This is a genomic window from Nocardia sp. NBC_00881, assembly GCF_045207455.1.
Classification (GTDB): domain Bacteria; phylum Actinomycetota; class Actinomycetes; order Mycobacteriales; family Mycobacteriaceae; genus Nocardia.
The window spans coordinates 332030-346201 of the sequence record NZ_CP108798.1 but is presented as its reverse complement, the minus strand read 5'-3'; the positions used below and the strand labels follow the sequence as shown (position 1 = coordinate 346201).

The window sequence follows — 14172 nt, the reverse complement described above, 5'->3', positions numbered from 1 at the left end:
ACCCGTGCTTACCTGGTGCCCATGTTCGAGTCTGAGTTCATAGCCCGCGCGGCCGCACCCACGGTAGCGATCATCCAAAATGTCACCGCCGACCAACTCGGAAGGCAAACCCCATGCACTGAGTTCGACGTCCGGAGGCTGATCAACCATTTGTTGTTCTGGGGGCCCACGCTAGAGGCGGCCGCACGTAAGGAATCCGTCCCGCCTTTGGCCGCATCCGAGGCGGACGTAGACCTGACTGATAGTGACTGGGCTACTGCTCTCGAAAGCCAGCTCGATCGTATCGTTGCCGTATGGAGCAATCCTGAAGCGTGGCTCGGGTTGACGCAGATGGGTAGTCCCATGGAACTGCCGGCCTCGTTGATCGGCGGCATGGTCATCGGCGAGGTTGTTGTGCACGGGTGGGATCTGGCACGTGCCACCGGCCAGAACCCCCACTGGGATGACGATCTCTTGAAGTATGTGTACGAGGAGACGGCGAAGAACGCCGACCAAGGGCGGGAGATGGGCATTTACGGACCCGCGGTCGCTATGCCGGCGTCCTCACCAACTCTGGACCGCCTGCTAGGCCTGACCGGCCGCGACCCTCATTGGACGCCGTGAGTGCCCGTCCGGTTCCCAGGTCAGAGCATTCCACTGGAATGGGGAATCGACAGTGGTGGAGTGCTGGATCGCCGCGCCGATGGCAACCGGCGCGGCGATGAAGATCTGACCGGCCAGGCGCCCAGGGCGCCGATCGCGATGATGCCGCCCGGGCAGCCGATAGCGGCGGCCGAGCCGAAGAGGCCGGTGATCGGGGCCGAGGCGACGGTCGGCCCGCGATGCGGCCCAGGACGCAACCGGAGATCGCTCGTCTAGGCGATTCTCCGGTTGGCGGGGAAGTGGATCGCACCCGCGGCGGTCACTGAACTGTGCTGTGCGACGACGTCGGCGAAAGCACGGACGGCACGGGTCTCGAATTCCGTGTGCCATACCGGCAGGAGCACGCAAGGTGGCAGATCGGACACAGGGACCAGTGTCAAGCCGGGGTACGGGTGGTAACTCAGGAGGGAACCGACAGTGAGATAGGGCAGGCGGTAGCGCTCGACCATCGTCATCACATCAAGGATGGTGACCGGCTCTCGTCCGAGCAGGAAGGGCAGATCCGTTTCGGCCCGGCGCAGCAGCTGCCCCATCGGCGTATGCGGTGGTGTCCAAGCCGCCGCGAAGGCTGGAGGCGCGTCGGCGCTGACGTCCAGCACCTCATAGCCGGCGACCTGCTCGATGCTTATCGCGGATCCAGCCGTCAGGGAATGATCGCTGGGAACCAGCACAGCTCGTTCGACACTGGCCAGAACTGGGCCCGCGACGCGTCCCTCACCGGCCACCGCATCCGCGTCACCGCCCGGGGACCATGTCAACAGGACGTCGACCACGCGGTTGCGCAGTATGTCGAACCCGGTGCTTGTGAACTCCGCGGTGGTGGCTACCTGAATTCCTGGGTGCCGGGCCTGGCACTCGGTCGCCAGTTCTGCGACCAGGGGGGCGCCGACGGAGGCGAGATATCCGACTCGCAACACCTGCTTGTGACTGGCCGCCAACGCATGCGCGCGCGCGACGGCGGCGCGTAGTAGTTCGAGGCTGTGGCCCGCGTCGGTGCGGAACTGTTCGCCGAGCGGGGTGAGATGAACCTCCCGGGAGGTCCGGGCGAACAGAGACCCGCCTAGTTCCTTTTCCAGTGACCGCACAGTCTGGCTGACACGGCCTGTACTGAGGTACAGCCGCCCCGCCGCTCGACGGAAGTGCAGTTCCTCGGCCAAGACCAAGAAGACTTCGATATCTCGTAATTGCATGCGTTCCACCTATGGAAGTCGGTTCCCACGCACGACATCACTTCGATTCAGAATTCAGAAACGATGTCGAGGTTATGGAGCCGGTTGGAGCCCGGTTACCTGAGGGCCGGGGTCGCTCGAGTCAACGCACCCCGAGTAGTCTCACCCGGACCGAGCATCTCGCCCGTCGTGAGGCGGGCAATCAGCGGTCGGTGTGGCGAGCGTGACCAGAGCTTTGGATTCTCAGCGTGAGAGATCGGCACGAGCTGGAAGCGCTGCAGAATCATTGCGAGCACGAACTACATCTCGGCCATGGACAAGGTGCTGCCGAAACAACACCGGAGGCTGGTGCCGAATGGATGGTGGCCGGGCAGGTCTCGCTTCGCGCCGTCCTTTCCCGTGGAATGGCCAGGATCGAACCTGTCGGATTTGGCTGAAGGCGCGTAGTTTTTCGACCACAACACGACACTCGCACGTCTGCGTGCACCGGGGGTATGGGGAAAATCCCTACGCCGCTCCGCCCGCGGCTGGCGTCTCGATCAGGTAGGGGGTGTCCTGCGGCCGCGCACGCGCGGATTTGGAGCCCTGTGAGCGGTCCAGGGTGTTGGAAGTTCTGATGGGAGCTCCCACGAAAGCAGAGCAGATCGCCGCGACGCGCCGATTCTTCCGGAACTGTCGGGAATGGGAGTTGCTGCCAAGGCGTTTCGACCCGAGCCGCGCGCTTGCCGCCCCACGCGGCATCGCCACTCTGCTCGGCCCCGATCCTCGCGTCATCGCCGACTTCATCTGGGCGAAACCGATGTGGGCTGCTGAACCTTGACGCCGAGGACCTTCCGCAGTCCCAAGGCGGGTACTTCTATCCCATGAACTGGTCCGCGCCATCACCGTGACCTGGTTGTTCTCCGGATAACGCAGTTCGGCGCGACCACTTCGCGGTCAGTCCGTCGACCTGTTCGGCGAAAGAGCTCGCCACGCACTCGATTTCAGGACACAAGAACCGTCGCACGGCCAACCCCAGGTGCAACACCCATCCGGTGATGGCAGCATCGGCAAACCGGCGCAGATAGCGGGAATGCACACGTGCAGGCACGATTTCGCATTCAGTGCACCGCGCGGTCGCGGCGGCAGTAAACGACCTCGACAACTACTGCATCACCATCACTACGAACATCACCGATCACCAGATCTCCTAAGTGCGGCAACAACTACCACAGTCCCCCTGCCGGTGCTGGGAGCGTGGGGGCAACCGTAGGCATTTCACCCATATCGGATGGATGGACGGGCTGGGGAGAATGTCGCTGATGAATTCGTCCTGAACGGCGCAGACGTCGTCATCCACGCCGAGAAGGAGAGATTCGCCGACCCAGGAACCGGTAGGAAGACAAGCGGCACTCGACAGGGCCGGAAACTCGACAACGGCATTGCCGACGTAGTGAACGAGCAGGGCCGAGCTGGTCAGTCGCCGGGCGTTCGGCCACGGGATGAGTGAGAACCTATGAGAGACATCCACCCTGACGTGCGCGCCGCACTCGACATGGCGCGGGTGTTGGGGCACCGCGTCGCCGAGATGCGCGAACGGGCGGACGGGATCGTTGCGCGTCGCCCCTCCCCAAGCGGCTTGGTCATTCCCGAGGTCGACGCGATGGGACGGCTGCGCGACCTGTATCTGGCCCCCGGAACCTCGGCACGGTTCGGCAATCGGGAACTGGCCGCTGAAATCATGGCCGCCATCACCGAAAGCACCGAGGACGCGCATCGGCAGTACGACATCGCCATGAACGACACCGACAATCTGCCGCGACCGCTCGCGGATGTCATGCGCCAGTGGCGGGCCGGGACCGAGCCGGACCTGCAGGTCTCCAACTCGATAAGGCGGAACGATGAACCTGAGGTAGATGGCGGGAGGGATTAACCGAGCATGCCCGGATACCTGAAGGTCGAGCCGGAGCAGCTGCGCGCAATCGCAAAGCAGCACGAGCTGGTCGCCGCAAACATCCGGAAGTGGGGTGAAATCCCGAATGCCTGGCTCGCCGACTTCCAATCCACCTATGGCATGATCGCCGACCCGGTGCGGGCGGCTCTGGTGGACTACTACGACCGGCGCCACGACACTGCGGAACGACTTGCCGCTGAACATGAGCGGACGCGAGACGAATTGATCGCGGCAGCAAGAGCACTCGAAGACGCCGATCAGGCCGGTGGACGCCAGATCTCCCTGGTGGGTGGTTTCGACGACGAAACCCCTCCGGGCGGTCCGACACGCCGCGCGCCCACGGATCCCGCTGCGCCGGTGGGCACCAGCCCGGACACGCCGCTATGAACGGCACCAAGTCGAGGCAGCCCGCCGTCACCACTCCCGACGCCCCGGGCATGCTCGACGAGACCGGCCGCTCCGACCAGGTCCACATGCCACCCGCCGCATCGGCACCACAGACCTTCGGCACCGCGCTCGCCGGAGCGGGCGCGCCGCCCGGGACGACGCTGTCCTCGGTCGGCATACCGGAGCCCGTCGCCGCCGACAGACCCGTCACTTCGGCCGTCGACGCGAACAGTGCCCCGGGGATGACCGGCGATGCGAACACGGCCGGCGGAACGCCAGTACAACTGGCGACAGGCTCGTTCGTGGCAGTGGTAGGTGCTGACATGGCCCACGATATGCCTGTACCACCGGCGACGGGGCCGTTCGTGGCAGTGGTCCGCGCAGCCGAGGGCAGGCGGCCGCTGCCGCCGTTGGTGGTAGGGGAACAGATTGACGAGGGCTTGACGCTCGCCCGCACACTGCTCGCCGCGCGCCTTCCCGCCGTCTCTGATTCGGCGCTCGAGTACCCGCTGTTCCCGGCGGCAGCCGGTGTAGTGGCGGCGCAGGAGACGGAGACGACCGGCGCAGGTATGGCGGTCCCGGTCGTCGAGGTTTGCCGCAGTGTCGGGTCCGAGGCCGACGGCACCAATTCCATCGGCCTCGGCGGGGCTGCCACGTCGATAGCCGAATTGCTGAAAGGTCTGCCAGGGCCTGAGTGCTCCGGCGAGCACAGGAGAGCCTGATGAGCAGAGTAGACGACGTCGTCGGTCAGATCAAAAACTGGTACTACACCCGGAACTGGCATTTCCTTGTTCAGGACGACGAGGCCAGGAATTTGCTGGATGCGCTGGCAGGATTGAATTCGACCGAGTTCAAGGAGGCTTTCGACAAATCCACTATTTGGTGGTCGTGGATGAATACATTAGACGTGAGACAACAGCTTGCCTTCGATGCTGAAGACCTCGAGGATGACCCCAAGTACGCGGATATCCTCAAGGCGCTCAGCAGCGGTGACCCGACGGCGGTCGTCGACGCCAAGAAGGAGGAAGAGGCTGAGAAGGAGGAAAAGGCTAAGGCAGGCAATCCGGAGTTCGCGGACTACGGATTCGATAAGTTTAAAAACGAGGAAAAACATGCGCATTATGTTGACCTTTATGAGCCGAAGGGGGCCAGCGAGGCGCTGAAATTGCTGATCCGGGACACCGAGTTCTTTATGCAACGGGGATTCGACACACTCGGCTCCCATGATCCGAAGGCCGCGCCGGACCCCACCAACGTGCTCGACGGCGAACAGGTTACGACCGCAAGCGGCTGGTCAAAAATCAGAGACGCGCACCAGGAACTGAAGGAGCAGCTGGACAAGCGGCGGACCGAGTACATCAAAGCGCACGAAAGCGTTCAAGGCACGACATACGAGTCTGCGAAAACGGGCTCCGCAATATTCAACACACTCAAGGGAATCACGGACGAACTCAACGAGCGCCTCGAGTACGAGATTTCGGGCACGACGCATACCGGCAACAAGATCACGGAAAGCTCTGGGGGCCCTCCCATTTCCGAGATGCAGGTCACCGTCTACGAGAAGAACGCGGACGAGAAGAGCGATGATTTTGGCAAATACTTGCTTACTGCCGAAGCGGAACAGAGATACTATGTCAGAAACATCGACGAGGCTGTCGAGAAGTGGGAAACGGCGTACGCGGCAGCGATCAAAGAGTTCCAGGAAAAATCCGCGACGATCGACAAAGAGAACAGCAACGACAAAAACAATAATAAACGAGATAACTGGAACGGGGTCAGCAACAACTCTCAGAATACTGTCACGCAACCAACCGGCCTCCGGGAGGATTTCAGCTCCACATTCGACGATTTAGGTCTGGGTTCTACGGAATCCACGGCTTCTCTGGACGGTATCCAGCCCAGCCTTGGCGGTGCTAGTGATGATACGCCGTCGAGCATGGATCCCAGTTCTCTGATCCAGGCGGCGATGCAGGGCTCCGGAAACGGATGGGGAACCAGTAACAAAACTGCCGATCCCACGGGCTCCGCTAGCAATGACAATGGCGCCGGTGCGTTAGGGCAACTCGCGATGATCAGCGCTCTGGGGAATATGGCGAACCAGGGAGGCCGTCAGCCCGGCGATGACCGGGGCCATGACGACAGGGATTCGCGTGAGGCCCGGCAACTCGAGCGGAACCGCACCGCTCCCGCACCCACCGCCGATCCCGATACTCAGGCGCCTACTCCCCCGGTGACGGCGCCAGCCTACGCAGGTGGCCCACCACCGATAACGGCACCGGACGCAATGGTGGATGTCACCATCGGCGATACGAAGGTAGAGGCATCCCAGCCAGTCGCTGATGCTCTGCGGAATCAGATACAGAACGTCGCCCTCGATGCGAAATCCGCATATGAGGGAACCGCGGGTGAGAATATACCGGGCCAGCATCCGTGGGCAACGGTCGATGATGTCGCCCGGCTGAAGACGGGGGATACTGTGGAGTGGGACAACAACGGTGCGAAGCATTATGGTCTGATCGTTAGAAAGCAGAATGGTTTGCTAATCCTGGACAACGGTCAACTTATTCCCTTCGATCCCAACAGTCCCCCGCTGATCGAAAAGTATGGGAATTTCACGGGCTACTTCCACCCGACCGGTTTGGATGTCGCCGGCAATGCCGACCCCGGATCCGCGGCGCCAGCTCCGGCGACTGTAAGCGCCGCACAGCCTGCCGGTCCACCACCCGTTGGACCGCCGCAGGTTTGAGAGGCCGGAAGGAATGGGCCCGAAGGTACGGAGGGCAGCAGGCAAGCTGTATCCGGCTGCACCAATATGGTCGAGAGCTGGAATGGATTGGGCGCTGCTGAGCAACCTGCGGTCGCTGGTTGTCGAACCTGCGCGACTGCGCAGCTGCGCCTCGTACCTGACCTGACCTCCAACTTGCCCGTTACGCCGGCGGTACACCTTCACCGATCGCGCTCACCCCCGTCGTCCCCTCGACACCAGTCGCGTTTGTTCAAGACATCTTCGCTGTACCCGTGCTTACCTGGTGCCCATGTTCGTTTCCGAGTTCAGAGCCCGCACGCGGCCGACCGGTGGACCTGGCTGCCGCCGGTTGCCTACACCCAACCGCGCTCGGCCCGCGGCGTCGCTGCGGACCTACGTCGCCCCTGGAAGAAATCCGCCGCCCCACAATGGCTTACACCGGCCCGCGTCCGCCGAGGGTTTCGGCGCCTGCGCACACAAGCAGCCTGCCCCGCAGGGTGCGCCGAAACCCTCCGGCCGCGGACCAGGACGACCAGCACCAGGCACCCGATGCCCTTCCCACCGAACATCAGGTTCAGCCAGTCAGACCAAGATCAGCTCCGCCGTCTTTCAGACACTCCCTGCGGCGCTGCCTGTTCGCGTAATTCAGGTCGCAAATCGGGAGTCCCTCAAAGAAGGATGCCGACGCGGCGCGGCGGTAGGGTGGAATTCATCCATATGGGCGCTGAGGTTCGCGCTACGCAACTGGTGGGCCTGCGGTGTCTGTCAGGAAATTGAAAGGTCGGCCATGATGGTTCCACGGGGGCGCTCCATTACTCGGGGTGCTCGATGGCGCTGACCTCTACTGGCCCGGATCCGGGTGCCAGGCTGGTCGGCAGGTCGCCTGAGCTGCAGACCATGGACGAGATGCTGACTTCTGCTCTGGCAGGCTCTGTGGGTGCTATCGCCGTTTTGGGCGAGCCCGGGATCGGCAAGACAAGCATGTTCGATGTGTTGTGTGAACGAGCCGCCGCCGCGGGTTTCGACGTCTTGACCGGCCGTGGATCCGAATTCGAGCGGGACGTACCCTACGGTCTGGTGGTCGAAGCCATCGATGAACGGTTCCGTGAGTTCGAGTCGGAGGTTATCGGGGGCCTTGACCAGGACCGATTGGCAGAGCTCGCCGCTGTGCTGCCGTCGTTGTCCGGTCGCGGCGGCAAACCCGCGAGCCGATTGGACGTCGAGCGATTCGAGTTCCATCGCGCCGTTCGAGCGACATTCGAGCGACTTGTCCGCAGCCGGCCGCTGCTGTTGGCGCTCGATGACGTGCACTGGGCAGACCCGGCGTCGGTGGAGTTGATCGGCCACCTGCTCAGACGCTCGGTGCCCGGGATGGTGTTGGCGTTGGCCTACCGCCCGCGGCAGGCGCCGCGCATGCTGCTGGCTGCCGTCGAACAAGCCGCGCGCGAGGGATTCCTGCGCGAACTGGAATTGGCGCCGTTGACGGTATCCGAGGCCGCTGACATGTTGGGCCGGCAACTGGATACATCTACGGTCCGGTCATTGCACGCCGAGAGCGGAGGGAATCCTTTCTATCTCGAACAGCTGGCACGGATGACACGAAAAGATCCAGCGGTCACCAGTCGTAGTGCCTGGGTTCACCGGGAGGACGGGACCGGTATACCTGCCGCAGTGCGTGCGACCCTCGCTCGAGAACTAGTTGTCCTTCCGGCGCACACGCTGGTGGTGCTCCAGTCGGCTGCGGTGGCCGGAGATCCGTTCGACGTGGGGCCGCTGGCCGAGATCGCTGACGCCGAGGACACGCGGGTCCTCGAATACCTCGACGCCCTCGTCGCGGTCGATCTCGTCCGGATGACCGACACCGCGGGACGGTTCCGGTTCCGGCATCCGATCGTGCGAAGAGTGGTGTACGACGGTGCGGGGCCGGGGTGGCGGCTGGGCGCGCACAAGCGGGCAGCGCTCGCACTTGCCCGGCGCGGCGCTTCCCTCGGTGTTCGAGCGCACCATGTCGAGCGCTCGGCTTCCGTCGGCGACGAGGACGCCGTCGCCATCCTGACCGACGCGGGGCGTGCGGTCGCGGCCCGTGCGCCTGCGGCGGCGGCCAGATGGTTCGAGGCCGCCCTGCGGCTGCTGACGGAGACCAGCGAACCCGAACGGCAGCTCCCACTGGTCATCTCGCTCGCCGGTGCCCTCGCTTCGTGCGGACGCCTGCGCGATTCCCGCGCGACACTCGAGCGGGCGCTGGAACTCATACCGGCCGACTCGCCCGGCTTTCGTGTACAGATCATCGGCATGATCGCCCGTGCCGACCTCGGTATGGGACGGGCCGAGCAGGCCCGTCGCCTCATCACCACGGCGCTCGAGCAAGCGACACCGGACAGCGCGGACGCCGTGAGACTGTGTCGGGACCTCGCCGAGAACCAGCTGATGATGCGCGAGTGGAACCAAGCCATCGACACCACCCGGCACGCCCGCACGCAGGCGCAAACTCTCGGCGATCCAGAACTGCTTCTTGCCGCGACCTCAACCCTTGCGTGGCTCACCGGTTACGGAGACAACAACGTCGCCGAGGCACAGGAGCTGGCAGGCCTCGCCGCCGAGGGTATGGACGCGCGCGATGTCGACCTAACCCCCGAGCTACTCGATGCGCTCGCCGACTTGGCCTACGCGGAGGTGTGCATCGACCGCTACCGCGCCGCCAGCCGCCATTCCGAACGCGGTCTGCAGGTCAGCCGCGCTACCGGGCACGGCTACGCTTTCGGACGCCTCGCCCTCAGTGCGGCCGCGTCCAAGCTGTGGCTCGGACAGCTTCATGACGCCAGGTCTGCTGCTGAGACCGCCGTCGAGGCGGCGTTGTTGCTGGATAATGATCAGCTGCTCTCGACAGCGGAAGCCCTGCGGTGCTGGGTAGAGACCTTGCGCGGCGACCTCGCGGCCGCGCTGGCCGCCGGCCGCGCAGCTGTACAAGCAGCCGATCGCCAGCCCGACGCGCTGTTCGCGTGGATGGCACACGCCTGTTACGGTGAGGCGCTCATCGAAGCAGGCGAGCCCGAACGAGGCTGCCTGGAGATCTTGTCTGCCAGCGGACCGGAACTCTCTCAGATACCCCCCAACGCGCGCGTGTTCTGGTCCCAGGCCCTCATCACGGCAGAACTGTCCGTCGGCGGAATCGACGCGGCGGAAGCAACAGCTCGACGCATCGAGCAAACTGCGTCGGGACTGCCTTCCCGCCAGGCTAATGTGCACTACGCCCACGCTCGAATCCTTCTTGCGCAGGGCGACTACGGATCGGCCGCAGCACCTGCCCTCGAGGCAGCTCAGTGCTTCGACGCCGCGGAGATGCGCATCTGGTCCGCTCGCGCACAACTCATCGCCGGCCGAAGTCTCGCTCATGCCGGCCAGCAGGCCGCGGCAATTCGCGAACTCGAGCGGGCCCACGGCATCTTCCATGACGCCGGGGCCGAACGGCTACGGGATGAGGCCGCGAAAGAACTTCGAAACCTGGGAAGACGCGTACACCGCCAGCCCACCGCCAAGGAGTTGGTACACCCGCCGATCTTGACCGAACGCGAACACGGCATCGCCAAGCTCGTCCTTCAGGGTTACACAAACCGCGAGATCGCCGCAGAACTGTTCGTCAGCCCGAAGACCGTCGAGAAACATCTCGCCCGGATCTTCACGAAACTGGGCATCTCGTCCCGCGCCGGAGTGGCAACGGCACTGAGCCGACACAGAACCGATCCGAGCTGACGGGTGCGCTCGACAACAGGCCCATAGGTGCTGCGGCAGATCACAATCGGCCGGTGGTACCCACGGGACAGCTTCGCGACGTGGTGGATTGCATTGCACGCTGGCGATCCGGGCCAGCACCCACCTCTACTTCGATGTTGTCGCCGTCCCGAGAAAATGGGCAGCGTTTGTCGGGGTCTCCGGCAGGAGCCGAGGGCGTGGTCATCGTCGCAACGACCGGCTACAGACAGAGGTAGCCGTAATCGCCCCACTTCGAGGGCCTGGGTGCGTAGGCATTCTGAGGTCCGGTGCGAACCGCGTCGTCGCTCTGACTGCGCTGATGAGTTCGGCCAGCTCAACGCCGATGTGGATGTCCAACGGCAGTTGGGGCAGTCGCGGGTCACCGGCATTGATACCAAGAAAGCGCAAGCCTGACTTCAGGATGGCTGGCAACCCGTGGCCGGCCACGGTGGCGAACAGCGGCGCGAGCTGATCGAACAACACCGCGGCCGCGATGTCCTGTTCGCAGTTCAGCAGCCGCCATAGTCGTACGACCTGCTCGGGCACCAGACATGCTGCGGCCGTGTACCACCCGCCCGCACTATCGTGAAAGGCTTGTGGTACGTGCAGGTCGCTGCCGTTGAACAGTGAGATCGAGCCACCTATCAGGTCGGTGATGCAGTTCATCCGCTGGACGCAGCCACTGAATTCCACAATCATCGTGATGGAGTCGATGCCGGTAACCAGATCTACGAGGAATTCGGTGGTCATGTCGATGCCTGTTGCCGCGGGGTCGTTGCCGATCGCGATCGGCGCACTCACGAACTCCGCGACAGTGGCGAAGTGCTGCCGCAGTTCGTTCTCGCTCAGTCGCCCGCAGGAAAGCGGCCTGATCAGGATTGCGGCAGCGCCGAGCTTTTCAGCGAACCTGGCACGTTCGATGGTGCCGGCCGTGGTGATGTCGGAGACGTCGAGGATCGTCGGTACACGCCCGGCAACCTGCTCGAGGCAAGCCGCCGCTGCATGCCGCCACTCGGTTCGATCGAGATAAATGCTCTCACCACTGTCCCCCAGCGGCGTGACCGCATCGACACCGGCACCGATCATCCGATCCAGCAGTCTGCGTAGCACGCGCACATCGATGCAGCCGTCGGCGTCAAATGGGGTCACCAACCGAGCCACGACCCCGGAGATGGCGTGATGCGCCACTGAATCGCTCATCGAGATCACATCCGTTCGAGCTATCGATGTTGGTGGTACGGGGCTCCCAATCGCGGCCCCGGCAAGCAGCATCGCTTGGACCACAACGCGATATTTCCATGTCGGCGCATACGGGGATATGGGGAGAAGCCCGCTCCCGGCCCGCGCCTAGTAGTGCTTTGTTAGGTGGTGCGAGATGTGTTGTGGTTGAACGGTGTTGGGTGAGGAGATGGAGTTGGTTCGTCCGGTGATCGAGGAGTTCGCGGCGGAGATGTTCGCCGGGTTCGCCCGTCGGGATCAGCGAGCAAAGGGACAGTTGTATCTGCGGGGCCTACTCTGCGACGGTAAGCGCAAGTCGATGCAGCCCATGGCGGCACGGCTGGGGGTGGATCATCAGCAGTTGCAGCAGTTCGTGACGACCTCGACGTGGGACCACAGCCAGGTGAGGGCGCGGCTGACCAGGTGGGCGGCACGGTTCGTCGATCCCGACGCATTGGTGGTCGATGACACCGGTTTCCCGAAGGACGGCACATCCTCACCCGGGGTGGCGCGGATGTATTGCGGGGCGCTGGGCAAGCGCGGGAACTGTCAGATCGGGGTGAGCGTGCACGCGGTCACCGACTGGTCCTCGGCCGCGCTGGATTGGCGGCTGTATCTGCCCCGTTCCTGGGACGACCACACCGCCACCGACCCCGCCGAAGCCCAGCGGATCGCGGCGCTGCGAGCACGCTGCGCGATCCCCGGCCACGCCCGGTTCCGGGAGAAATGGCGACTGGCCCTGGACATGCTCGACGAAGTCGCCGCCTGGGGCATGCCCGCACGCCCGGTGATCGCTGATGCCGCCTACGGCGACAGCACCGCCTTCCGCGCCGGGCTCACCGACCGAGGACTGGCCTATGTGCTGGCCGTCTCGGCCTCGACCAGCGTCCATCCCGCCACCGCCCGACCGGTGGCACCGACCTACTCCGGGTTCGGACGGCCCAGAACCCGCACCGACTACCCCGACAAACCCATGACCGCGAAGACGATGATCACCACCGCCGGCCGCGCGGCAGGACGGTTCGTCACCTGGCGGCGCGGCAGCCGCAAGACCCCAGGAAATCCCGGCGCGGTGATGCGGTCACGGTTCCTCGCACTGCGGGTGCGCCCGGCCAACCGCAACATCACCCGCGCACCCGACGGCAGCCTGCCCGAATGCTGGCTGCTGGCCGAATGGCCCACCGGAGCCCCGGAACCCACCGACTACTGGCTGGCCACCCTGCCACCGAGCATCCCGCTACGAGATCTCGTGCAGCTGGCGAAAATCCGTTGGCGCATCGAGCACGATTACCGCGAACTCAAAGACGGCCTGGGTCTGGACCACTTCGAAGGCCGATCCTGGACCGGCTGGCACCGTCACGTCACCCTCGCCTCCATCGCCCAAGCCATCTGCACCACACTGCGCCACACCCCAAAAGCCCCTGCGCAGGCCTGACCCTCTACGCCGACCTGCGCCGACTCCAACACCTACTCGCCACCTGGACCGGACACTGCCACACCTGCCACCAACCCCTACCCACCCGAAAACAACCACCTCACACCTAACAAAGCACTACTAGTGCCTGTTCAGGTAGGGAGTCTGGCGCACGCACAGCCCAAGTTGTTTCTCCTGGAACAGGGACTCGGCCGGCCCCCGCCGCGCTCGCCTGGCCCTAAGTGCGAATTCTGACACCACTTATCGGTGAATTTTGACGTCAGTCGGGGCCGATCCGGGGCGGGTGTATCCGTGAATTTTGACGTCACCCCCGGTCGGCGTGTCCGGTCGCTAGGTGTGTCAGTGTCTTCTGCCAGTGAAGTTGGACTTTCGCCATCGATGTTGGTCCATCGTGGAGTCTCTGCCATTGCAGTTGACCCGTTCTGGTCGAGTTCTATTGATGGGAGCAAGAATTGGCCTCGGGTCCGGCGAGCTCCTGGCTGAGCGTCATGACCTCGGGGGGAGCTCCTGGAACCAGTGCCCGCGGACGCCCTCCGCGGCGGTATGGAACGAGTGCTCCTGGTCGGTCATCTGCCGGAACAGGAACTCCGTTGCCGTGCACTCGAACCGGGCGCTCTCGTCGAGGCTATCCACGGCGTAGATGGGCCACCGATCGGGATCGGGCCCCTCGGTGATCCAGGAGTACGTCTCCTCGTGCTCGTTGTTCGACCAGGGAATCAGCCCGCCTTGGGCCGGGAACGGCGGATGCTCGTCGCCGAACGTCATGTCGGCGCGGGCGTGATATTCGGTGTGCCAGATGAGCTGTTCTGGGTCGAATACATCGAAGAACCCGTTGAACATGCCGTCGCAGCCGAACGCCTCGACGAGCCGCTTGTAGTCGCTCGGCAGGGAT

At 64.1% G+C, this 14172-nt stretch carries 10 protein-coding genes and 1 pseudogene; 8 read left to right on the top strand and 3 right to left on the bottom strand.

Going from position 1 to position 14172, the window contains the following annotated elements; translation table 11 throughout:
- Positions 1 to 21: 21 nt before the first annotated feature.
- Entirely contained in the window at positions 22 to 603 is a 582-nt protein-coding gene (locus tag OH799_RS01010) for a TIGR03086 family metal-binding protein (protein WP_406274362.1), read from the top strand.
- On the opposite strand, the pseudogene OH799_RS01005 reads toward OH799_RS01010, so the two are convergent.
- Positions 565 to 850 (bottom strand): annotated as a pseudogene (locus OH799_RS01005) (hypothetical protein); the annotation flags it as partial. The gene OH799_RS01010 and the pseudogene OH799_RS01005 sit on opposite strands and share 39 nt — an antisense overlap.
- A 4-nt stretch (positions 851 to 854) precedes the next feature.
- Entirely contained in the window at positions 855 to 1832 is a 978-nt protein-coding gene (locus OH799_RS01000; RefSeq protein WP_406274359.1) for a LysR family transcriptional regulator, read from the bottom strand.
- 595 nt (positions 1833 to 2427) lie between these two features.
- Between OH799_RS01000 and OH799_RS00995 the strand changes: the two genes are divergently transcribed.
- The 6 genes from OH799_RS00995 to OH799_RS00970 all read left to right on the top strand — a co-directional run bounded on the left by OH799_RS00995 (position 2428) and on the right by OH799_RS00970 (position 10627).
- Positions 2428 to 2631: a hypothetical protein gene (locus tag OH799_RS00995; RefSeq protein WP_406274356.1), complete on the top strand. Its 204-nt coding sequence runs from the start codon at positions 2428 to 2430 to the stop codon at positions 2629 to 2631.
- Positions 2632 to 3306: 675 nt separating this feature from the next.
- The gene (locus OH799_RS00990) at positions 3307 to 3723 is read left to right on the top strand and encodes a hypothetical protein (protein ID WP_406274353.1); all 417 of its coding nucleotides are present in this window, start codon (positions 3307 to 3309) and stop codon (positions 3721 to 3723) included.
- A 6-nt stretch (positions 3724 to 3729) separates the two neighbouring features.
- Positions 3730 to 4131 carry a type VII secretion target gene (locus tag OH799_RS00985; protein WP_406274350.1) on the top strand — a complete coding sequence of 134 codons (402 nt, stop codon included), beginning with the start codon at positions 3730 to 3732 and terminating at the stop codon, positions 4129 to 4131.
- Complete coding sequence (locus OH799_RS00980) at positions 4128 to 4853, top strand: hypothetical protein (protein ID WP_406274347.1); 726 nt, start codon at positions 4128 to 4130, stop codon at positions 4851 to 4853. Before OH799_RS00985 ends, OH799_RS00980 begins: the two co-directional genes overlap by 4 nt.
- Positions 4853 to 6877: a hypothetical protein gene (locus OH799_RS00975; RefSeq protein WP_406274344.1), complete on the top strand. Its 2025-nt coding sequence runs from the start codon at positions 4853 to 4855 to the stop codon at positions 6875 to 6877. The genes OH799_RS00980 and OH799_RS00975 overlap by 1 nt, the downstream gene beginning before the upstream one ends.
- An 828-nt stretch (positions 6878 to 7705) precedes the next feature.
- Complete coding sequence (locus OH799_RS00970; RefSeq protein ID WP_406274341.1) at positions 7706 to 10627, top strand: AAA family ATPase; 2922 nt, start codon at positions 7706 to 7708, stop codon at positions 10625 to 10627.
- 201 nt (positions 10628 to 10828) lie between these two features.
- Here the strand turns inward: OH799_RS00970 and OH799_RS00965 are convergent, their stop codons facing one another.
- On the bottom strand, positions 10829 to 11827 hold the full coding sequence (locus OH799_RS00965) for a dihydrodipicolinate synthase family protein (protein WP_406274338.1): 999 nt from the start codon (positions 11825 to 11827) through the stop codon (positions 10829 to 10831).
- 208 nt (positions 11828 to 12035) lie between these two features.
- On the opposite strand from OH799_RS00965, the gene OH799_RS00960 reads away from it, so the two are divergent.
- A complete protein-coding gene (locus tag OH799_RS00960) occupies positions 12036 to 13280 on the top strand; it encodes an IS701 family transposase (RefSeq protein WP_406265588.1) in 1245 nt (414 codons plus the stop codon).
- Positions 13281 to 14172 lie beyond the last annotated feature (892 nt).